General features: G+C 39.9%; 20 protein-coding genes. 4 read left to right on the top strand and 16 right to left on the bottom strand.

Annotated elements, in window-relative coordinates; translation table 11 throughout:
* Window positions 1-178: 178 nt before the first annotated feature.
* Window positions 179-1,327, top strand: a complete 1,149-nt coding sequence (locus tag F8B77_RS10705; RefSeq protein ID WP_151655336.1) for an iron-containing alcohol dehydrogenase — start codon at window positions 179-181, stop codon at window positions 1,325-1,327.
* Window positions 1,328-1,431: 104 nt separating this feature from the next.
* On the opposite strand, the gene F8B77_RS10710 is transcribed toward F8B77_RS10705, so the two are convergent.
* Together F8B77_RS10710 and F8B77_RS10715 are read right to left on the bottom strand one after the other, a co-directional pair.
* On the bottom strand, window positions 1,432-2,316 hold the full coding sequence (locus tag F8B77_RS10710; protein ID WP_151655337.1) for a DMT family transporter: 885 nt from the start codon (window positions 2,314-2,316) through the stop codon (window positions 1,432-1,434).
* Between the two features lie 101 nt (window positions 2,317-2,417).
* Entirely contained in the window at window positions 2,418-3,815 is a 1,398-nt protein-coding gene (locus tag F8B77_RS10715; protein ID WP_151655338.1) for a coniferyl aldehyde dehydrogenase, read from the bottom strand.
* Window positions 3,816-3,985: 170 nt separating this feature from the next.
* On the opposite strand from F8B77_RS10715, the gene F8B77_RS10720 reads away from it, so the two are divergent.
* Window positions 3,986-5,332: an anti-phage deoxyguanosine triphosphatase gene (locus F8B77_RS10720; RefSeq protein WP_130045475.1), complete on the top strand. Its 1,347-nt coding sequence runs from the start codon at window positions 3,986-3,988 to the stop codon at window positions 5,330-5,332.
* 23 nt (window positions 5,333-5,355) lie between these two features.
* Here the strand turns inward: F8B77_RS10720 and F8B77_RS10725 are convergent, their stop codons facing one another.
* Window positions 5,356-5,982: a tRNA-uridine aminocarboxypropyltransferase gene (locus F8B77_RS10725; RefSeq protein WP_151655339.1), complete on the bottom strand. Its 627-nt coding sequence runs from the start codon at window positions 5,980-5,982 to the stop codon at window positions 5,356-5,358.
* A 14-nt stretch (window positions 5,983-5,996) separates the two neighbouring features.
* Between F8B77_RS10725 and rrtA the strand changes: the two genes are divergently transcribed.
* The gene (rrtA, locus tag F8B77_RS10730) at window positions 5,997-6,560 is read left to right on the top strand and encodes a rhombosortase (protein ID WP_151655340.1); all 564 of its coding nucleotides are present in this window, start codon (window positions 5,997-5,999) and stop codon (window positions 6,558-6,560) included.
* On the opposite strand, the gene recR is transcribed toward rrtA, so the two are convergent.
* From recR to F8B77_RS10760, 6 genes are all read right to left on the bottom strand, one after another.
* Window positions 6,532-7,134 (bottom strand): recombination mediator RecR, encoded by a 603-nt coding sequence (gene recR, locus F8B77_RS10735; protein WP_130045478.1) that lies wholly within the window; start codon window positions 7,132-7,134, stop codon window positions 6,532-6,534. The two genes, rrtA and recR, sit on opposite strands and share 29 nt — an antisense overlap.
* A 103-nt stretch (window positions 7,135-7,237) precedes the next feature.
* A complete protein-coding gene (locus tag F8B77_RS10740; protein WP_130045479.1) occupies window positions 7,238-7,573 on the bottom strand; it encodes a YbaB/EbfC family nucleoid-associated protein in 336 nt (111 codons plus the stop codon).
* Between the two features lie 103 nt (window positions 7,574-7,676).
* Window positions 7,677-9,806 carry a DNA polymerase III subunit gamma/tau gene (dnaX, locus tag F8B77_RS10745; RefSeq protein ID WP_151655341.1) on the bottom strand — a complete coding sequence of 710 codons (2,130 nt, stop codon included), beginning with the start codon at window positions 9,804-9,806 and terminating at the stop codon, window positions 7,677-7,679.
* A 103-nt stretch (window positions 9,807-9,909) separates the two neighbouring features.
* A complete protein-coding gene (gene apt / locus F8B77_RS10750) occupies window positions 9,910-10,455 on the bottom strand; it encodes an adenine phosphoribosyltransferase (protein WP_151655342.1) in 546 nt (181 codons plus the stop codon).
* Between the two features lie 143 nt (window positions 10,456-10,598).
* A complete protein-coding gene (locus F8B77_RS10755) occupies window positions 10,599-10,964 on the bottom strand; it encodes a YbaN family protein (protein WP_151655343.1) in 366 nt (121 codons plus the stop codon).
* Window positions 10,965-11,022: 58 nt separating this feature from the next.
* Window positions 11,023-12,123 carry a response regulator gene (locus tag F8B77_RS10760; protein ID WP_151655344.1) on the bottom strand — a complete coding sequence of 367 codons (1,101 nt, stop codon included), beginning with the start codon at window positions 12,121-12,123 and terminating at the stop codon, window positions 11,023-11,025.
* A 251-nt stretch (window positions 12,124-12,374) separates the two neighbouring features.
* Between F8B77_RS10760 and F8B77_RS10765 the strand changes: the two genes are divergently transcribed.
* Window positions 12,375-13,250, top strand: coding sequence for a LysR family transcriptional regulator (locus F8B77_RS10765; protein WP_130045484.1), 876 nt, complete (start codon window positions 12,375-12,377; stop codon window positions 13,248-13,250).
* An 82-nt stretch (window positions 13,251-13,332) separates the two neighbouring features.
* Here F8B77_RS10765 and purF read toward each other — a convergent pair whose 3' ends face one another.
* From purF to F8B77_RS10805, 7 genes are all read right to left on the bottom strand, one after another.
* Window positions 13,333-14,847, bottom strand: a complete 1,515-nt coding sequence (gene purF / locus F8B77_RS10770) for an amidophosphoribosyltransferase (RefSeq protein WP_130048190.1) — start codon at window positions 14,845-14,847, stop codon at window positions 13,333-13,335.
* Between the two features lie 34 nt (window positions 14,848-14,881).
* Complete coding sequence (locus F8B77_RS10775) at window positions 14,882-15,373, bottom strand: CvpA family protein (RefSeq protein WP_130045486.1); 492 nt, start codon at window positions 15,371-15,373, stop codon at window positions 14,882-14,884.
* 61 nt (window positions 15,374-15,434) lie between these two features.
* Window positions 15,435-15,995 (bottom strand): SPOR domain-containing protein, encoded by a 561-nt coding sequence (locus tag F8B77_RS10780; RefSeq protein ID WP_130048192.1) that lies wholly within the window; start codon window positions 15,993-15,995, stop codon window positions 15,435-15,437.
* Window positions 15,996-16,004: 9 nt separating this feature from the next.
* A complete protein-coding gene (gene folC, locus F8B77_RS10785; protein ID WP_130048193.1) occupies window positions 16,005-17,285 on the bottom strand; it encodes a bifunctional tetrahydrofolate synthase/dihydrofolate synthase in 1,281 nt (426 codons plus the stop codon).
* Between the two features lie 100 nt (window positions 17,286-17,385).
* On the bottom strand, window positions 17,386-18,270 hold the full coding sequence (accD, locus tag F8B77_RS10790; protein WP_151655345.1) for an acetyl-CoA carboxylase, carboxyltransferase subunit beta: 885 nt from the start codon (window positions 18,268-18,270) through the stop codon (window positions 17,386-17,388).
* 177 nt (window positions 18,271-18,447) lie between these two features.
* The gene (truA, locus tag F8B77_RS10800) at window positions 18,448-19,236 is read right to left on the bottom strand and encodes a tRNA pseudouridine(38-40) synthase TruA (RefSeq protein ID WP_151655346.1); all 789 of its coding nucleotides are present in this window, start codon (window positions 19,234-19,236) and stop codon (window positions 18,448-18,450) included.
* A gap of 90 nt (window positions 19,237-19,326) precedes the next feature.
* Window positions 19,327-22,923 carry a FimV/HubP family polar landmark protein gene (locus tag F8B77_RS10805; protein WP_151655347.1) on the bottom strand — a complete coding sequence of 1,199 codons (3,597 nt, stop codon included), beginning with the start codon at window positions 22,921-22,923 and terminating at the stop codon, window positions 19,327-19,329.
* Between the last annotated feature and the right edge of the window lie 34 nt (window positions 22,924-22,957).

The following is a 22,957-nucleotide window of genomic DNA, read 5'->3' on the forward strand; positions in this document are numbered from 1 at the left end:
CTAATCAAGACCACATCTATAACTTTCTTTTTTGAAAATACATGTAATTGTAGAAATAGGCAATAAAAAAGCAGAAATCCACCTTTCTAATGTCACAATTGAATACTAATATGCACTTATTGAAATGATAAGTTCTAGAAAATAGAACATCACCTTTTGGAAAAAATGAGGTACAGCAATGAAATTCTCTTACGTTAACCCGACACAAATTCATTTTGGCCAAGGTCAAATCGCGGCAATTGCTACATCAATCCCACAAGACCAAAAAGTATTAGTCATTTATGGCGGTGGTTCAATTAAAACAAATGGGGTTTATGACCAAGTTGTTACAGCACTGGCTAACCATTCTTGGATCGAGTTTTCAGGCGTTGAGCCAAACCCAACAGTTGAGACACTAGACAAAGCGGTTGCTATCGTTAAAGCAGAAAACGTAGATTATATTCTTGCTGTTGGTGGCGGATCTGTTATTGATGGTTCTAAGTACGTTGCTGCTGCAGCGAAATATGACGGTAATGGTTGGGATATCCTAATTGGTCAGCATACCGTGACAGAAGCTGTGCCACTGGGCGCAATTTTAACGCTACCGGCAACAGGCTCTGAATCTAATTCTGGTGCAGTAATCACTCAAAAATCGACACAAACTAAACTGCCTTTCATGGCGGCAGCAGTACAACCTAAATTTGCGGTTCTTGATCCTGATTCAATGAAAACATTACCTGAGCGCCAACTGATTAATGGTCTAGTCGATGCTTGGGTTCATACCTGTGAGCAATACTTAACAATGCCAACAGGTGCAATGGTTCAAGATGGCTACGCAGAAACGCTGTTACGTAATTTACTAACGCTTGGCGCTCAATACGACAACCGTGACAGCAATGAATGGCGCTCAAACCTAATGTGGACAGCAAACCAAGCTTTAAACGGCCTTATTGGTACTGGTGTTCCTCATGATTGGGCTACGCACATGATTGGTCACGAACTGACTGCGCTTTATCATGTTGATCACGCTCGTTCTTTATCTATCATTCAGCCATCTTTACTTCGTAACCAAATCGAAGCAAAACGCGCTAAACTAGAGCAAATGGGTAAAAACGTATTTGGTTTAGAGATGTCAGATGATTTAGCAGAGCGCACTATTGTTGAAATCGAAACCTTCTACCATAGCTTAAACTCGCCAACAGAGTTAACGGAACATGGCGATGATAAAGCAACAGCGATTGATGCCATCATCAAGCAACTTGAAGCTCACGGAATGGTTGCATTAGGTGAACATCAAGCGATTACCCTTGAAGTGTCACGTGAGATTCTAGAAGACGCTGTGAAGTAATATCGCATCTCCATCGTTCTAGATACAAAATAAAAAGCCGATTTAGCACACTGTAATGCTAAATCGGCTTTTCTTATTCTTAATAAATTAAAATAATGAATAGATCACTTAATCACAGGCTTCTTTTTACGCTCCCATTGAGTAATGAAAGCAACAGAAGCTATGATTATTGCCGCACCTAACCATAAGCGTCCTGGAGGTGCCCAACCAAATACTACCCACCCAGCTAACACATTTAATGGCAATTTAGCGTGATCAAACGGCTGCACAAACGACGCATCAGCAACAGCATAGGCTTTTACGATAGCCCATTGCGCCAATGCCGTCATTACACCAGCGCCAAATAGCAATAGCCACACATTCATACCGCTTGGTGTTTGCCAATCGGGTAACGCCAATAAGATATTAAATGGGGTAATAAGAACCAAAAGATACACTACCATAGTCGATGGTGAATCGTTTGACGACATCTTCTTAACCATTAACGAATAACAAGCCCAGAAGAAAGCAGCGCCAACAGGTAATAGTGTTGCCCATGTAAAGCTATCTGCCCATGGCTCAAGAATAATCATCGCCCCAACAAAACCAGCTAATGTTGCACACCAACGAGCCGCACCGACTTTCTCTTTTAAGAATAAGCCAGAGCCAATAGTCGCAAATAAAGGAGAGGTCATTAAAAGGGCGATGCCTTGCCAAATCGGAACTGGGTAAGCTAATGCCCACAACCACAGTTGAATACCAATTACCGACAAGAATACACGCAGCGCATGCATACCAAAATGCTCAGTACGAAGTGAATTACGCAGCCCTAATGTGCGTAAATACGGCAAAATAACAACAAGTGCTATCGCGTATTGAACCAGTGCTACCATGGTTGATGGTAAGCCAAAGTTCATACTGACGTATTGAGCAATACTGTTAACTATCGCAAAGGCAAGGCCTGCAGTTAACATCCAAGAGGCACCTTGGACAGGTTGATGCTGAGACATAAAGGTCATTATTCACATTGAAAAAAGGGAAACAAATCATACGACTGTTCCCCTCATTTGCCAACCGTTAACCCCTAACAAACCCCTATAAACTGGGCTTATTAGCTCATAAATTTACGACTTAAGATTTTTAGCATCCATTTTTTGTGTTTTAACAGCAACCTTGCTCTTGGTAACCAATTTGGTGTATTCAATATGGTTTTAGCGTGAGAGAAGGTTTGAAAGCCTTCAATGCCATGGTAACTCCCTACGCCTGAATCACCAATGCCTCCAAAAGGAGCATCATCAGCAGCCACATGCATCATAGTGTCATTAACGGCTAAGCCACCACTGTGTGTTTTCTGACTAATGTCTTTAACCAGCTGTTTATCTAATGACATCACATATAATGCTAATGGGCGGGGACGCGCCTGAATATAATTCAAGGGTTCTTCGATTTTGTCATAACCAATAATTGGCAATATCGGCCCAAAAATCTCTTCTTTCATCACTTGCATGTCGTCTGTTACGTTAGTCAGTAAACGAGGTAAGAATGAACGCCCGTCTATTTTCTCAACATCACCAATCGCCGTAATTATGGCTCCCTTCTTTTGGGCATCATCAAGATAGTTATTTAAACGATTATATTGAGCTTGGTTAATGATATGGCTGTATTCTCGTCGTCCCTTTTTCTCAGGAAAAGCTTGTAAAAATCGACGAGAATAAAGCGAGATAAAGTCATCCACTTTATTTTTAGGAACAAAGACATAATCAGGCGCAACGCAAATTTGGCCTGCATTCATAGATTTGCCAAGCATAATCGCATCTACCGCTGACGTTAAATCGGCATCTTCTGCGATGATCACTGGTGATTTCCCACCTAGCTCAAGAGTCACTGGTGTCAGATTTTTAGCCGCAGCACTGGCGACTAGCTTACCGACTTGAGTTGAGCCTGTGAATAATAGATGGTTAAAAGGCAATTGTGAGAACTCTGCCGCGACATCCCCCTCTCCTTCAATAATACAAACGTGCTGAGAAAGCTCAGCGAACACACGGCGAAGCACTTGATTTGTTTGAGGCGTGTATTCACTTAACTTGACCATGACACGGTTGCCCGCAGCAATTGCAGTTACAATAGGCGCTATACTTAAATAGATAGGAAAATTCCAAGGGACAATAACACCAACAACGCCAAGCGGCTGATAACACACTGACACCTTTGAAGGAGAGAGCAATAGTCCTGCATGGCGTTTTTTAACGTTAAGCCATTTAGGCAAACGCTTAAGCGTATAATTGATGTGTTGAATGGAAGGCATCAAATCACAAATACTGGAATCAAAATGACTTCTAAACCCATAATCTTGTTCAAGTGCTGAGACTAAAGCCCATTTTTCAGTTAAAAGCGCCGCTTTTAATTTGATAAGTAGTGATAGCCGATCTTCTTTTTCAGGGTAAGGAGACGCTTGATATGCCTGTTGAAGCTGCTCAAATTCATACGATAAATTAACGACACTGTTCATGGTCTAAGTCCATTTATTGGCCAAAAAATCATTATAGCAATGCCATTTAATTCGCGAAATCATTCTACTTTAGGCCTGTGCTCTTCTTCTCTTTTTTAAATAACTCATTGATCTTTTTGTAACAAGGCTGTAATGATATAGAGATAGTAATAACTGTGAGAACAATAATAATGAATAAACCAACCAATATTACTCTGTCCCCACAATGGGAAGATCGCATAAGTAACGAACAAAAGTTACGTCGTAATGATCAGCGCAGCGTTTTTCAACGAGATCGTGCTCGTATTCTCCATTCTGCTGCTTTTCGTCGCCTTCAAGCAAAAACTCAAGTTCACGGTCCAGGCAGTGCCAATGATTTTTATCGCACGCGCTTAACACATTCTTTAGAGGTTTCACAAATTGGCACTGGTGTAGTTGCACAACTTAAATTAAGGCAGCCCGAGTTTCGTAACCTATTAACCTCTACCAGTTTAATGGAAAGTATCTGTTTAGCTCATGATATAGGCCACCCTCCTTTTGGTCATGGTGGTGAGATTGCGCTTAATTATATGATGCGTGATCATGGCGGGTTTGAAGGCAATGGGCAGACGTTACGAATTTTAAGTAAACTAGAGCCTTATACTGAACATTTCGGTATGAACTTAGCAAGAAGAACTCTACTTGGTGTTCTAAAATACCCTGCATTTTTAGACCAAGTTCACTCTAGCTTTCACCCTGAACCGGTCACTAACTTACGTCACTTAAAATCCATTGAATGGCATCCACCGAAAGGAATTTACCGTGATGATGAACAGATCCTAAATTGGGTTTTGACCCCACTATCTGATCACGATAAAGCCCTGCTATCTACACTTCGGTTCCAAAAAGAAGGCGATAATAGCCATAGAAAAACACGCTTTAAATCCATTGATTGCTCAATCATGGAACTGGCTGATGATATTGCTTATGGTGTTCATGACTTAGAAGATGCAATAGTGATGGGGATTGTCACTCGTAACCAATGGCAAGAATCTGTAGCAAGTAAGCTTGCCGAGTGTGGTGATGAATGGTTTGAAGCTAATATTGAAACCATCAGTGACAAGCTGTTTTCAGGTCTTCAATATCAACGTAAAGATGGGATTGGTAGTATTGTAAATGCATTATTAACCTCTATTAGTATTAAAAAAACGACGTTCGAGGAAGAGCCTGAGTTCGATTCAGAATTACTGCGTTGGAATGCATATTTAAGCCCGTCCATGACTTATGCCTTAGAAGTGCTTAAAAAGTTTGTAGGTAAATACGTAATTCACCACTCTGAAATGCAACGGATTGAGTACAAAGGTCAGCAAATTGTGATGGAAATATTTGATGCGTTAAATTCTGATCCTGAACGTTTATTGCCTGAAAATGATAAACGAGAATGGCAAGAAGCAATGATGTCAGGTGGTAATGCGCATCGAGTGATTGCTGACTATATTGCCGGCATGACCGATGGTTATGCTCAGCGTTTATATAATCAGCTTTTTGTTCCTATCTGATCGAATACCGAACAATAAAAGAACTACTCTGAACGGTAGTTCTTTTGATACACCCCTTCCGGCATTTGGCTAATATGAAATTCTATCATGTTGTCAAAAGCCGTTAGAATCGAACCAAATTTATCGGCAGTTTCTGATGCTATCGATTCATTATCTAATTGACTGAGTACATGGTAACCCGCTTCTGCTGTTGATAGAGCGTTGTCTTTTGGCGCTTTTCGAACACGATAATTGCCCGATAACTCAGTATCAAGATGCACCTTGTGTAATGAATGCAGATTCGTCGAGAGCTGCCACATCTTGTAGGCTTTCTTCCACGTCCCATCCAATAAAATTACACGCTGTTTTTTCTCTGATGTATTCGATGCCGATGAAATCACCTGGCTTGTGTTGTCTAAAAAAAGCACTTGATGCTGATAATTATCATCACTTAATAATTGGTTTAATTCAGAATGCTCAGTAAAATTCTCACCAATAAAAGTGCGACAGTTTGCCAAACTTAGCGATAGGATCTTTGCTGTCCCTAATGGTCGCTTAGCTTCTGTTGGATGCTGTAGTATGATGAGTTCAATCTCAGTAGAGATCGGGGTTATCCATTTACAAATACAGGCTTTTTTTGTTTTTAAACATTGAAGACAAAATCGAATCACAAGGAACCTTTGTTTTGTTGAAATTACTTTTTCCCATTTTAGTTATACTTGGGTTTGCACAACTAACACCAGTATCTGATTTTTTTACTTGGGACAGAAACTTAATTCTACAAGGCGAGGTTTGGCGATTAATTACGGGTAACTTTACCCATACTAACCTTGCTCACCTAATAATGAATGCTGCCGCACTAATGGTATTTTGTTTTATTTTTAAGGACATATTAAATCCAAAAAAATTGTGGGGCCTACTGCTTTCTATCAGTTTAATGACTGGAGGACTTCTCTTATTATCTCCTATCCAATCTTATGTAGGCTTATCCGGTGTATTACATGGCTTATTTATCTGGGCTGCGATTGAAGACATCAAACAGCAACGAAGTACAGGGTGGTTATTACTCGTCGGTGTCGTCGCTAAAATTGCTTGGGAACAATACTTTGGAGCAAGTACTTCTACCATATCTTTAATAAATGCTAACGTTGCTATAGAGGCTCACCTAATTGGAGCATGTTGTGGTGCAATACTCCAATTACTCTACTATTTCTATACACTTAGTACAGCCTCTGACGCCCCAAAATAGAATGAGATAGCGTTGTACCGTCCACTAATTCTAGCTCTCCGCCCATAGGGACACCGTGTGCAATTCGACTTGCAGGGACTTGGTGCTCCTGACACACTTCAGCAATATAGTGAGCTGTCGCTTCGCCTTCTACCGTCGGGTTCGTTGCTAAAATCACTTCGGTAATATCGCCACGGCCTAAACGGTGGTCAAATAAATCTAAACCGATATCACTTGGACCGATACCATCAAGAGGAGAGAGATGCCCCATTAAAACAAAATAACGCCCAGAGAATTGCCCCGTTGCTTCTACCGCAACGATATCGGCAGGACTTTCTACGATACACAACTCACCGCTGGCTTGACGTTTTGGATTTAAACAAATTGCACACGTATCTTCTTCAGTAAATGTTCTACATTCTGAGCAATGTCCAATCTCAGACATCGCACGAGACAAAGAGTCCGCCAGTTGCATTCCCCCTTGACGGTTACGTTGTAAAAGATGAAACGCCATTCGTTGAGCTGATTTTGGACCAACGCCAGGTAGGCATCGTAATGATTCCATTAATTGTTCTAATAAACCACTTGTTCGCATAGTTTTTTTATATTCCAGAAAAGAAAAAGGCAGCCACTTAGCCGCCTAATTTTACCAAGATAAATATGAATAATCTGTCTTGATTTTTATCATTTAAGATAAATTAGAATGGCATTTTAAAGCCTGGTGGCATTTGCATTCCACCAGTAACACCAGCCATTTTTTCTTTTTGTGTTTCTTCAATACGACGAGAAGCATCATTGAACGCGGCAGCGATCAAATCTTCTAGCATCTCTTTTTCGTCTTCTTCCATTAAGCTTGGATCGATTTCAACACGACGAACACTGTGAGAACCTGTGATAGTAACCTTAACAAGGCCAGCACCTGATTCACCAGTTACTTCCATGTTTGCGATTTCTTCTTGCATTTTTTGCATGCGATCTTGCATTTGCTGGGCTTGCTTCATCAAGTTGCCCATGCCGCCTTTTCCACCGAACATAATTATTCTCTCTTAAATTTACTTCTTTGTTACTAAGAAAATGGGGATGAATATGACAATTTCAACCCATATGTATATTTTACTGTATTTGTATAAGAACGAATTAAATCGGCCTTACACTTTCTTGATCCATTTCTGCACCAAACCTCTGTATAAAGAAATTCACGTGTGGATCTTGTTGTAAACTTTGGTACGCCGTTTGTAATTTGGTTTGATACATTTGCTCACGTAATTCTAAAGGCGTCGTACCCTCAGTACTAATATCAATCAATACTGTGATGTCTTTATTAAGCGCCTGACTCAATGCCTGAGCTACCAATTCATTGGCTTTATCGCCATTCAAATGAGACTGAGCTGCTCTCAAATGTAATGTTACTTGGTTGTCTTTCTCAACAAACGACGAATTTAACACTAACTGTTGAACCAATTTTGGCAAGGTTAATGACATGGCCAGTGCTGACCATTCATCTTGCTTTGATGATTCTTCCACCAGTAATTTTACCATCTCTGGTGTTTTTTCATGCTCTAGTGCTTGCTTTAACTTGGTTGGAGTAATATCACTCACGACCTTTTTCTGTTCAGGTTGTGTTGATTTCCAACGATAAGGCTCTTCTGGTTTTTTCTCTTGTGCTGCTGAACTTCCAATTTGCGACACCTGAGCACGAGGGGCTAAATGCTGTTTTTCAGCAATGCGTTCTAGCACTGAACTCGTTTTTTTCTTATCGGATGCCGCACTAGACTTTTTTGAGCCAGTACCATTGTTTGTGTTAGCTAAATTATTTTTTGCACTGCGTAACTGGTTACGAACGCCAAGCAAACCCGTTTTTGGTGCAACAGCAGGCTCTTGCTGTACAGGAGGTACAGAAGATGACGTTTGCTGCATTGATTGATGCGAATCCCCCATAGGCGGCGCATCATACATAGGTGGTTGCTCTGACTGTACTGGTGGTACGTATTGATTCTTAGTATTAGCTTGTTGTGGTTGAGCGATTTGAGATGCCTGACGCTGAACTGGCGTTTGAGGTCTCATCGTTGCTGGATTTGAGTCTACAAGCGGTGCTGACTGCTGTCTTGGCATTGCCATAGGTTGAACAACTTGAGGCTCTGTTGATGGTACAGCAATCGGCTGAGCATCTAACTGTTGTGCATGAACGGGACGAAACGCGACCATTCTTAGCAGCATCATTTCAACGCCCGTTTTTTCCGTTGGCGCTAACGGTAAATCTTTACGGCTTTGTAAGGCAATTTGATAAAAAAGTTGCACTTCTTGTGGAGATAATTGGCCACTTAACAGTTCAATACGCTCTGCATCTGGTTGTGTTTTATCCAAAGTAGCCGGCAGTGCTTGATACATGGCTAATTTATGAAGTTGGTTCGCTATTTCTTTGGCTAACCCATCCCATTCAATCCCCATATCAGCAAGATCATTCACACAGCTCATTAATGTCTGCATGTTTTTCGTGCTTATAGCCTCTAAAATCCGAACCGCTTGATCCGTGTCTAAAGTGCCTAGCATCGCTGAAACAATATCAGTGGTAACAGAGCCATTACCCAATGCTATCGCTTGATCTGTCAAACTCAGTGCATCACGCATACTGCCGTCAGCAGCATGAGCAATCAGGCCTAATGCTCTTGCGTCTTTTGTTACTTCTTCTTTATCTAAAACAAAATCTAGCTGCTCATGAATTTGATCAACACTGATGTGCTTTAGATGGAATTGTAAACAACGAGACAATATCGTTACAGGCAGTTTCTGTGGATCGGTCGTTGCTAATAAAAATTTGACGTACTCTGGCGGCTCTTCCAATGTTTTTAATAACGCATTGAAACTATGGCGCGACAGCATATGAACTTCATCGATCAAATAAACCTTAAAACGACCACGCGCAGGTTTGTATTGAACATTATCAAGCAGTTCACGAGTATCTTCTACTTTAGTTCTAGAAGCAGCATCGATCTCAAGCAAATCAACAAAGCGTCCTTCGTCGATTTCCTTACAAGTAGAACACACACCGCAAGGGGTTGATGTGATCCCTTCTTCACAGTTCAACCCTTTCGCGAACAAACGTGCAATGGTGGTTTTACCCACACCACGAGTTCCGCTAAATAAGTAAGCGTGATGAAGTCGATTATGGTCAAGTGCGTTTTCCAACGCCGTAAGCACGTGAGGTTGGCCAACCACATCTTTAAAATGATGTGGACGCCACTTACGTGCCAGAACTTGATAGCTCATAGAATACAGCCCAAAATAAAATAGATCTAAATCGTAGCACAGCAAAAAAATGAGATCTCCCTTGATAGAGAGATCTCACTCAATTTATTGTGTATATGAGGAATTAGTGACCAGCAAACTCACAGATGCTGTATACGTTTAGGCCTAAACCTTCTAAACGAGTTTCGCCACCAATTTCTGGTAGATTAATAACAAATGCTGCATGCTCAACTTCACCACCAAGTTGGCGGATCAGTTTTACTGTTGCTTCAATCGTACCGCCAGTAGCTAGTAGGTCATCAACCACTAATACTTTATCACCTTCAACAATTGCATCAGTATGAATTTCTAACGTATCTGTACCGTATTCAAGATCATACGTCTGTGCGATTGTCGGGCGTGGAAGTTTTCCAGGCTTACGTACAGGAACAAAACCAACACCTAACTTTAGCGCTAATGGCGCACCAAATAAGAAACCACGCGCTTCAGTACCAACAACCTTAGTAAAGCCACCTTGTTTATATTTCTCTACAAGTAGTTGAATTGTCGCTTGATATGCTTTTGGGTCTTCCATCAAGCTAGTTACATCACGGAACATGATGCCTGCTTTTGGGTAATCAGGAATAGATTTGATGCTGCTTTTAATCAGTTCAAGTGTTTCTGTCGACATGATTTTGTCCTATTCTGCCTAAATCCGGCATTAAAAAAAATTAACCGACTTATGTTATTCACTTTCTGTGTTGTGAGCAAGTATTACCCGTCGAGATGAGCAGTTGTTCTAATGCCTATTACGCTAGTCGATTATTTTAAAAATTAAGAACTTGGGATGGTTGAAAACCAATATAGAAGTGTAATTGCTAATACTAACAATAAAAATTTCACCCACAAAATTGGCGCTATTATTATAGAGAGAAGAAAGCTAAGCACTATCATTACAAACGCCTTCTTTTTAATGGAGGCCTTGATAGTTTTACACGCCTGCCACTCAACAATAGGAGGGCCTAAATAAGGGTCCGTAATAAGCCAAGCATGGATTCGGGGTGAAGCTCGCATAAAACATGCGCTAGCAAGGATCAAAAATGGCGTCGTTGGTAGGAGAGGTAAAAATACACCAATAAGACCTAGAACTAATGCGATAACGCCAATAAAAAACCAAAACGCCTTATGGGTAAAATGCAAATCTGTCTCTCTAAACCAAAACTATACTCTAACGTGAGGCTATCACTAAACAATCAATCTATGAAGAACTTAATTCAAGCTTAAAACTGCTACACCCTAAACTGTTTAAAAGTAAGCTATTTTGCTGTGCAATAGGGAAACGATGTACCTTGTTATTTTCGGCTCCCTGAGTTAATTGTTCGCTTCCTCGTACCACACTGCGCTCTTTCTGATTATCCCATACGGCATCAAGCCCTGCAGATAAAATAAAGATGGCCTCATCAGCAAAATCGACATACCCAAACATCCCTGACATAGGGGAAGAATGTGCCATCGCTGTCATTCCTTTTTCAATCGAAGCAACCATTTTTGGTATTGTATTTAATGTAATATTTTGATCTCGGATCAAATCATTAAAAAATGCCCGGATCAGTAAGCAAGAAACGACACTGCTCTCACCACCAGTATTAGAATCCACCAAATAGAAAAATAAACGACCATCTAATAACCATTCGTAATCAAAAATCAGTGGCATGACGTCAGTTGATTGAAGAAGACGATAGCCAAGTTTCCAATCTCCATGCTGAGCATCACTCTCAGGCAACAACTCAAATAAAAGTTCTCTGCCTATATTAGGTTCATTTTGTAAATGCTCTAAGTGCCAATGAAATTCGTCATTACAGCTTTTATCAAGCTCTGATGTTCTAAACCATTGACTAGAAAAGTCCTGCATTCGTTGAGAACTCTCTTCACTTAGCTTTAACGCCGATACCAATGATTTAATCAAAATAGAAATATCATTGATAGGCTTAACTAAAAAATCTTTTGCTCCTAAACGCAACACTTTGGCCACGTCTTGCATATCTCCAGTGCCTGAAATGACAATGATTGGCAACATTGGGTATTCTAAAACGGCTTCCTCAACAAACTCGATGCCATTTAAGATTGGCATCGCTAAATCACATAACAACACATCAGGTAATGCGTTTTGTAATATTTTCAGCCCTTCTAAGCCATTACAGGCTTCTTTTACATTGCATGAATAACTTTCTAAAACCGCTTTTACCATACATCGAAAAACAGGATCGTCATCAACAATCAATACATCTTTATTAAAAAGTAAATCTTCTACTGGTGCTTTAACTTCATCTACATTTTTTTCGCACTGCTCTATCGACATACGACAACCCTCTGCACGTTCCTTAGCAAATAATGGATACTTCCTTTATTGTTATTATTACTTAAAATAAATTTAGTTCTATATTGAGTGGAGCACAAATGTTTTTAGATAAGATTATTAATAACTGCGAAGAAATTAGCAAAAATGCTCTTTTATTTATAGAATTTCACTTTAGTTGACTTATAACAACACGTCCCTTACTGTTTTAGTTACACTTTAGCGCTCGAAAAAACAGAGAGTATCTTAATATAATGAAGTTAGATGATTTAAATTTGTTTCGACAGGTTGTTGATAATGGCAGCTATACTGCCGCCTCAAGAAAAACCCTAATCCCTGTTGCGACAATTACTCGTCGGATTCAAGCCTTAGAAGATTCTTTAGATATTCGCTTACTTAATCGCCACGCTCGCAAGTTATCACTAACAGAAGCGGGACAAAAGTTTTATGATGAATGCGCCCCAATTTTAGCGACCTTAGTTAATACCAGTGAATGCCTAGGTGAAGAGTGCCGCGGCGCTGCTGGTAAATTAAAAATCGCAGCTCCCTCAAACCTGACCAAACGCATGATTCAACCTATCTTAAATAAGTTTATGCTGATCTATCCTAATATCAGTATTAACTTAACTATGAGCAACCAACCAGAACAGCTTGACCCAACTGATTGGGATATTATTTTCCGTGTTGGAAAGCAAAGAGACTCGTCACTTATTGCTCGTCAAATTGGATCTTTAGAAGATATTTTAGTCGCTAGCCCTGCTTATTTAGAAGCAAATTCAGAGCCAACACACGCACAAGAGTTACATGAACACCATTTATTAAAAGGCAACCCTTTAATGCGTTGGCGTTTAACGAATAATGATGGTGAATCTGTCACAATTACTGATGCTGGGCGTTTTGAGGCGAGTGAACTTAATGTAATTCGAATGGCTTGTTCTGATGGTTTAGGGATAACGCTAATGCCAGATATCATGATCCGCCAATACCTTGCTGATGGCTCACTAGTACGCGTTCTTAAAGACTGGTCAGCGAATCCTAGAGATATTTATATGATTTATAACCATAAAGATCATCAACCTGAAAAAGTCCGTCTTTTTATTGATTTCGTAAGTAGCCACGTACCAAGTTAATACGACAACACATTTCAGGATAGACACACATACAAAAAAAGCCTGTGATAACAGATATCACAGGCTTTTCTTTAGACGAAATTTAAATTTCTTCGTTATAAATATCTAAGCTTGCTACATTTTGAGCTTCATGATCTTTTTTTGCATCGTCACCACGTAAACTTTCTAAATACTCTAAGTAATTTTGGTCTACATCACCAGTTACATAATGCGCATTAAAAACTGAGGTTTCAAAGCGTTCAATTTCACGGTTACCACAACCGACAGCATCAACTAAATCTGACAGATCTTGGAAGATTAATGCGTCAGCACCAATTTGCTTACAGATTTCATCCACTTCACGACCATGAGCAATTAACTCATTTGCACTTGGCATATCAATACCGTATACGTTCGGGAAACGAATCTCTGGCGCAGCTGATACCATGTAAACATTTTTAGCACCTGAATCTCGTGCCATTTCAATGATCTGCTCAGAAGTAGTACCACGAACAATTGAGTCATCAACCAGCAGTACATTCTTATCTTTAAATTCTGAACGAATAGCGTTTAATTTACGACGTACCGATTTTTTACGTTCTTGCTGACCTGGCATAATAAACGTACGGCCAACATAACGGTTTTTCACAAACCCTTGGCGGTAAGGCTTATTAATAATTTGAGCAATCTCAAGGGCAATATCGCATGAAGTTTCAGGGATAGGTAAAACTACATCTATCTCTAGATCTTCCCATTCACGTTTGATTTTTTCACCCAAACGCTTACCCATTTCAACTCGTGCACTGTATACCGAAATTTTATCAATAAATGAATCTGGACGAGCAAAGTAAACGAATTCAAAGATACATGGATTTAACTTTGGATCATGCGCACATTGTTGTGTATATAGACCACCTTCAAATGGTGCATATATCGCTTCACCTGGTGCTACGTCACGCACAAAATCAAAACCAACAGCATCAAGAGCGACGGATTCAGACGCTACCATATACTCTGTACGGCCTTCTACTTCACGTTTACCTAGGCATAATGGACGAATGCCATTTGGATCACGGAAAGCAACCATTCCATGACCAATCACCATTGCCGTTACCGCATAAGCACCACGAATTTGTTCATGTACTTTAGCTACTGTTTTAAAGATATCGTCTTGAGTGAGTGGGTAATTCTTAGATTCATCAAGATGGTGAGCAAAGATGTTTAATAATACTTCTGAATCAGAAGTCGTATTAACATGGCGACGCTCTTGTTCAAATAAAGTCTCACGGATTTCATTCGCATTGGTTAAGTTACCATTGTGCGCTAATGTGATCCCAAAAGGAGAGTTTACATAGAAAGGTTGTGCTTCTGAGGCACTAGAACTACCTGCTGTAGGGTATCGAACATGTCCAATACCAACGTTACCTTGTAGGCGTTGCATGTGTTTTGTTTCAAACACATCCTTCACCAAACCGTTCGCCTTTCTCAGACGGAAACGATTGCTTTCTATGGTAATAATACCAGCAGCATCTTGGCCACGATGTTGTAGCACTGTTAAAGCGTCATAGATTGACTGGTTTACTGGTGTTGCGCCCACGATTCCAACAATACCGCACATGTCCTAGAGTCCTCAATTTGCTAAAAAACTGGCGCTATTTAGCGCCAGGAAGAAAACTTGATGTATCCTTTAAGTAATCAAAGAACCACGCAATTACAACCTTAAACTGAGGTATTAATTGCGATTGCTTCCACCACTCTGAATCTGATAATGACGTAAAGGCATCAATGAAGAATAGAACCGCTGCAATAATTAGCACGCCCCTTAATCCACCAAAGACAATCCCTAAAATCCTATCTGTTCCTGACAACCCTGTTTTTTGTACTAATTGACCAACAACATAGTTAACAACAGCACCAACAATTAAGGTTGCCACAAACAAGGCAGCTATCGCACTGCCATTTCTTATCATTTCATCATGTATATTTGTAAAATACGCTGCTAATTTAGGATAGAAGTTACTGGCAACAAAAAAGGCACCAAACCATATCACTAATGACAATGCTTCTTTTACAAATCCTCTAACCAAACTGATTAAAGCTGATAGGCTAATAACACCTAAAATGACAAAATCGATCCAAATCATAATTTATCTTTTCTCTGTTGCTGCGCATTTTAACAGAAAAATCCGCTACGCAAACGTTTTCTTATGGGTTTAGTGGTGTAAATTTAAGCAATTGACCATTTAAGCCAGTTATTTCTTTTAATTTCGGTAGTTGTTTTTCAAGATCCGATTTTGAAATATCTGGGCCAACAGCAACTCTCACTAAATCTCCTTTCTGAGGTTCTTTAGGGAAAGTATGCGCCTGGAAACCTTGCTTACGTAATTTAAGCGCTAGATTTTGAGCATTATCTGCATTTCTAAACACGCCAAGCTGGATTATCCATGCGCTTTTTGCGTAATCAATTTTCGGTGCTTCAACTGCTGGTTTTTTCTCTACAATGTGAAGTACTTCTTTTTCTGGCTCTGCTTCTGTCGACTCAATGGTCACCTCTACAGGCTCCCCAGGAAGTTCAGCATCAAAATCTACTGGCTCTTGTATCTCAAATTGCTCTACATCTTTAGAGAGCTCTGGTTTAATTGGAATGCTTGCAAATTCTTCTTGGTAGTGTTTTTTCTTACCATCAAATACATCAGGTAAAACAATTACCCCAATAGCAACCAATATAATAGTTCCGACTAGACGTCGCTGAAATGGACTAGACACTTATGTTCCTTATGCTTCTTGTTTCCAGTAATCCCATACCTCACCAACCGTATGGAAAGAACCGAAGACTAAAATTAAATCATCATTTTCAGCCTGTTGTAAGGCTACTTTAAAAGCATCAACTGGTGATGAATATTCTGTTATTTCTTCTGATAAAACCGCAGTTAACTCACTTGCATTCGCTGCTCGTGGGCCAGATAAAGATGCAGGATACCAAACATCAATCACTCCCGTGAACTCACTCAAGGTCGATTTAATGTCTTTATCATGTAACATGCCGACTACTGCATGTACTTTCTTATTTGGGAAACGCTGTCTTATTTGTTGTACGAGATAATTTGCTGAATGTGGGTTGTGCGCAACATCAAGAATAATTGTTGGCTCAGCTTCTCCGTTACCACGACTTAAACGCTGCATTCGGCCCGGTAAACTAGCAAGTTTCAAACCTTCGACAATATTCACATCACTCAGTTCTAATCCAGACGTACCTAACGCCATTATCGCTGTTGCTGCATTCGCTAAAGGTAAATTTGGTAACGGTAAGTTATCTAGATCAAACGCCCCACTTTTCCATGTCCATGTTTGCGTCTCAGGATTCACGCTATAATCAAACTGGTAGCCTACTTGATATAAATCCGCTCCGATGTCATCCGCATGAGCTGCGACACTTGATGGAGGATTTGGTTGGCCACAGATCGCTGGCTTTTCAGAGCGGTAGATCCCTGCTTTTTCAAAACCAATCACTTCAATGTCATCACCAAGCCAATCAACATGATCAACCGCGAGACTCGTGATAATAGAAACGTCATGATCCACCACATTTGTCGCATCTAAACGCCCGCCTAAGCCAACTTCTAAAAGGACAACATCAACTTGATGTGCTTTAAACGCCCACAAAGCAGATAGCGTTCCGAACTCAAAAAGACTTAATGATGTTTCTTTACGCCACGCTTCAATAGCAGCAAAAGATTGAGAGATAAGAGAATCAGATAAATCGTTACCATTAATACGAATACGTTCGTTATAACGAATAAGGTGAGGGGAGCTATAAACACCAACACGATAGCCCGCATTAATTAAAATAGATTCCATTAATGCGCAAGTTGAACCTTTGCCGTTCGTTCCTGCAACTGTAATTACCGTTGATGCTGGTTTTGTTAATTTTGCTCGTTGTGCAACACGCTGAACGCGCTCAAGGCCTAAATCAATTGCACTTGTATGAATGCTTTCTAAATAACGAAGCCACACCGATAAATCAGATGTGGCTTTCGGAGAATCAAATGATGTCATAATTCAACTACTTCACTGACGGAATAGAGTGACAGTATATATGACTTAGGTTGCTGTTTTAAGTAAGAACTAGCAACCTTGCTCGCATTTGATTTAATTTTTACTTTGCACCGTCAACAGGAACAACTAATGGCGATAACTGGTTTGTCATTTTAGCCATTAAGCCACCAATACGTTGACGCATTTCACGACGATCAACAATCATGTCTATCGCACCATGCTCAAGTAGGAATTCACTACGTTGGAAGCCTTCCGGTAGATCTTCACGTACAGTTTGCTCAATAACACGACGACCAGCAAAACCGATTAGGGCTTTTGGTTCACCGATATTAATATCACCTAGCATTGCTAAACTTGCAGATACACCACCCATTGTTGGGTCAGTTAGTACAGAGAAAAATGGTAGGCCTTTACGAGACAAACGTGCAAGAGCAGCACTTGTTTTTGCCATTTGCATTAGAGACATAAGTGCCTCTTGCATACGTGCGCCACCACTTGCAGAGAAACATACAAGAGGACAGTTATTTTCAATTGCAGCATCTACCGCTTTAACAAAGCGAGCACCAACAACAGAACCCATTGAACCACCCATAAATGAGAATTCAAATGCACAAGCAACAACTGGAAGCTCTAATAGAGTCCCTTTCATTACCACTAACGCATCAGTTTCATTACTTGATTTTTGCGCAGCAGAAATACGATCTTTATAACGCTTTGAGTCTTTAAACTTCAAAACATCTTTTGGTTCTAGCTCTTGGCCAATTTCCACACGACCTTCAACATCTAAAAATGTTTCTAAACGTTTACGTGCTTTCATGCGCATATGGTGGTCACACTTAGGACACACTTCTAGGTTACGCTCTAACTCTGCAGAATATAGAACCTGTTCACATGACGTACATTTCGTCCAAACCCCTTCAGGGATCGATGCTTTACGTGAACTAACAATATTGCTTGTATTAAAAATCTTTTCAAGCCAACTCATGGACGACCTTTCTATTAGTGATCTCTCGCACCATCGCAAGAGAAATAAATTCAATTAATTAGATTAAACCATAAATAACAGCCAGTGTAGATAAAAAACTGGTTGTACCTATTTTCAATATTGAACCTACATCAACTTTTTGTTTATTAAATAGGCGTATTTAATATAGATGTAATATCAGTTATCAGCTAAAAATAATGGGCCTAGTGGTACTCGCGGTAGTTCCCACTCCTGCGGATAATCAACATCAATGAGATATAGTCCTTCTGCTTTTGCTGTTGCTCCGGCTAATTTACGGTCTTTCGCTTCTAATAGCCACTGTATCCATTCTGGTTTTTGTTTGCCTTTACCAACCTGAATTAAACTGCCAGTAATGTTACGAACCATGTGATGAACAAAGGCATTTGCTTTAATATCAATAACAATAAAATCACCATGACGAGTGACTTTAAGGTGCATCAAATTACGCCAAGGACTACGAGATTGGCAGTGTATTGCTCTAAAAGAAGTAAAGTCATTCTCACCGAGTAAATACTGCCCAGCTTGATGCATTAGGTCTGCATTTAACGGTTCGTGATAATGACTAACACCGTGCCCTAAGATTGCTGGACGAAGACGGTTGTTGTAAATAATATATCGGTAACGTCGCGCTGTTGCTGTAAAACGAGCATGGAAATCGTCGTTCACTTCCTTTGCCCAACGAACGGCGATGTTCTTTGGCAAATTAGCGTTCGCTCCCATCATCCATGCTGCGAGTTTGCGAGTACTTGTTGTATCAAAATGAACAACTTGTCCGGTACCATGCACACCAGCATCTGTTCTACCTGCACACATCACTTCAATTGGTTCATTTGCAACAATTGTTAAGGCTTTTTCTAATTCCGCCTGGACGCTATTAACGTCTTTCTGACGCTGCCAACCATAGTAATCGGCACCATCGTATTCAATACATAAAGCTATTCGCATGAGATTTGATTCTTTTTATTCAATTATACGTCATTATAAAAAAAGGCGGGGCTCACTGCCACCGCCTTTTTTAAGATTGTTTTCTTAAAGTTAGCCTAGTTGCTTCATTAATTTTTCAGCTTCAACTTTTAGTTGCGCATCATCACTGCGAAGAACCTCTTCAAGTAACTCTAAAGCACCTTTATCATCAGACATTTCAATATAGGCTCTCGCTAAATCAAGCTTACTTTGAACGTCACTATTTACATCAACATCATGAGAGCCTACGTTACCTAGCATATCGGGAAAGTCATCTAACCCAACATCTAAATTAAGGTCTTCTTCTTCGAAGGTTGATTTATCTCCGTTTTCAGTTTCTGCAATTAGTGCTTCAATACTTAAAAAGCGATCATCACCATGGGGATCATTAGCGAAGTTTGGTTGTTCTGCCCAATCTTCATCTTCCACCTCAGAGTCCATGCTTGATGTATTATCAAGATTGAATCCACTCCAATCGCTAGCACCATCATCAATCATGCTATCAATGTCTAAACCAGCACTATCTAAGTGAGTTAACGCTTCTTTTTCTTCATCTGACACTCGTGAATGAAAATCAAAGGGCGCGACTTCTTTCTCATCTTCAACAGTTAATGACTCTTCTGGTTTGTCATCTTCGGTGGCATCAATATCGTCTTCTAAAGCAGCTAACGCATCTTCAATCGATAATCCTTCCAGATGATCTTCATCTGCTTCTTCATCTAAATCATCATTAGGCTGTGAAAAATCAACCGCACTACTTTCTAAAAAATCATCTAATGAGAAATCATTTTCATCAAGATCATCTTCAATTTCTGACGCACTATCTACCGCTAGAGTTTCTTCCTCAAGGGCATTTCCTGTTATCGCATCTTCTGCTAACAGATCGTCTTCTAACTCAATTTGCTCTTCAGTCTGAAGTTCATTCAACTCTGTTGCTTCTAAAGACTCATCAAGATCAAACGAGAAATCAGTATCTTCATCTAACTCAGACTCTGTATTTTCTTCGATGTCTGCTTCTTCAGTTTCTGGTGAAAGCGCTGTTACTTCATCGGCTTCCAAGTCATCTTCTAAATTCGCAAATACGTCTTCTTCTGCCTCTACGACTAACGGCGCTTCTTCAGTGAGTACTTCTTCTGTTAACAGATCGTCTTCTAGCTCAACTGGCTCTTCAGCTTGAAGTTCATTCAACTCTGTTTCTTCTAAAGACTCATCAAGGTCAAACGAGAAATCAGTATCTTCATCTAACCCAGACGCTATACTCTCTTCGATGTCTGCTTCTTCAGTTTCTGGTGAAAGCGTTGTTACTTCATCGGCTTCCAAGTCATCTTCTAAATTAGCAAATGCGTTTTCTTCTGCCTCTGTCTTTTCTAATGAGTTATCAAGATCCAATGATGGTTCTGGTTCTGGTTTTGATACTAACTCTGACTCAAACAATGGGATATCATCGATTTCATCCTCTTCAGCTTCAACTAACCAATCTTCATCTCTAGGCGTGTCTTCTGAAAGCGATTCTGATGCTGCTACACCTTCAACGTCAACATCATCGCCAGTCTTTCCCAGCGCTTCATCACCTTCTTCAGAATCATCGCCAATTAGCTCATCTAATAGGGCGGTGCTGTCTTCATCAATCTTAATATCGTCGTCGTCACCTTCTGATAAGTACTCATCAAGTAATGAAGTGCTATCGTCATCAATTTCAATATCATCTTCATCAGTTAGTTCATCATCTTCACCCAGTAACTCATCCAACAATGATGTGCTGTCTTCATCAACATCTAAATCAAGATCGTCTTCATCGTCTGATTCGTCTAACAGATCATCCAATAATGCTGTACTGTCTTCATTCACATCTAAATCAAGATCGTCTTCAGTATTTAAGCTAATGTTATCTTTATCATTTGAGTCATCTAATAACTCATTAAACATTTCTGTATCACTATCCAAATCGATACTTTCAGCGTTTTCTTCTGGTTTATCTTCAATACCGGAAAGCAATGTTTTGAAATCTAACTCATCTTCAAGCGAATCACGGTTTGGCTCAGAAACTAGTTTTGTTTCTTCTTTTTCATCAAGGTCCCAGCCTTGATCTAGTTCTGACTCTTCTTCATCGGCATCCATTGATGAGAACAAATCATCAAGCATTGATTGATCTAATTCCCCGCCCTCTAGATCTTCATTTTCGTCTAATTCAGGCGTTGATTTATCAAGTGTTGATAGATCGGAATCATCAATTAATGCTAAGTCAAAATCGTCATCTTCCGTTTCAAGATCGCTCTTTGAGAATAAATCACTGTCAAAATCATTAAGTGCTTTTTCCATCTCTTCAAGGCCTAATGCTTTTTCTTCTACATCAACGGTTAGTGCACTTGAAGACATACCAAGGTCATCGTCAAGATCATCTAAGCTATCAAGGTCAAGATCATCAGATAGCATTGACTCTAAATCATCATCCTCATCTAATGAAGCAAATGGGTCATCATCATCTTCTGAATCTGTTTTTTCTGTTTCAAATTCAGCAAACAAATCATCATTAGAGTCTGAGTCATCGTTTCCAAATAAGAATTCATCATCGCTGAGATCACCTAAGATATCGTCATCATCATCTAAGCTAATTTCTGGAATATCCTCACCCATATTAAAATTATCTTCTGGCATTGCTAATGCAGACGGCAATGGTGTGTCTGATGAGCTTTCTGTCGTTTCTTCCTCTTCTTCCTTCTTACGTCGAGATAAGAAGAAAGCAATTAGGCCAGCAATAAGCGCACCTGGAATAAGTGCAAGCAATGCAATTAAGCCCGGACTCGACGCTAAATTATCCATTGTGCTTGGTTCTGCTTTTTTCTCTGCTACCGCTAACTGTTTTTGTTCATTAATGAATTTTTCGACTTCATTCCGAATACGATCTTCATCACTTAATTCATTTTTTAAGTTATCAACTTCATGCTGTACTTCAGCTAATCGTACACGTAGCTGGTGGTTATTTTCTTGAAGCGCGGTGAACTCTTGCTCTGTTGCCTCTAGTCCAGATTTTAGAGCCACCACTGAAGGAACTGATTCAACAACAGGCTCAATTAATTTAACCGTATCCTTAACGGTTTTTGGTTCTTGAGTTTTCGTTTCTGTTTTAATTGGTGCTACTGTTGATTTTGATTCTGTTTTTTCTACTTTAGCTTCAGGCGCTTTTGTAACTACTGATTTTTTACTATGCGCAAGCAATAATTGTTTCGCATCATCTGTATTTTCACGACGAACTTGTTCTAATGTCGGTAAACGTAAACGGCTATTTGGCTCTAATCCATGAATGTTGTTATTTTCAAAAGCCTGGGGATTTAAACGATAGATAGCTAATAAGGTTTGCTGAACTGATGTGGTATTCGATGGATTTACTCGACTTGCAATCGACCACAAGGTTTCATCTTCTCTTGTTGGCCCATACACTTTTGTCGCTGCCGTTGCCGATTGTTTTTCTAATGCTGAGTTTTGTGATGTAACAGTAGCGGTTCTTGTTGATTGTAATGGCGTCACTACCTGTGAACTGACGGTTTGATCCTTTCCTTCCGGACCTACAATTTGAATTGTACCCGCAGCGTTCGCAATAGAACACTGTGATGCAACGAATAACGCTAAAGGAGTCAGCGTTTTAAACATTTTTTTGGATGCGTCAGACACTAGAGATGCCTCTTAGTAAAATGAAAAAATTAAT

It is taken from the genome of Aliivibrio finisterrensis (genome assembly GCF_008933155.1).
Classification (GTDB): Bacteria; Pseudomonadota; Gammaproteobacteria; order Enterobacterales; family Vibrionaceae; genus Aliivibrio; species Aliivibrio finisterrensis.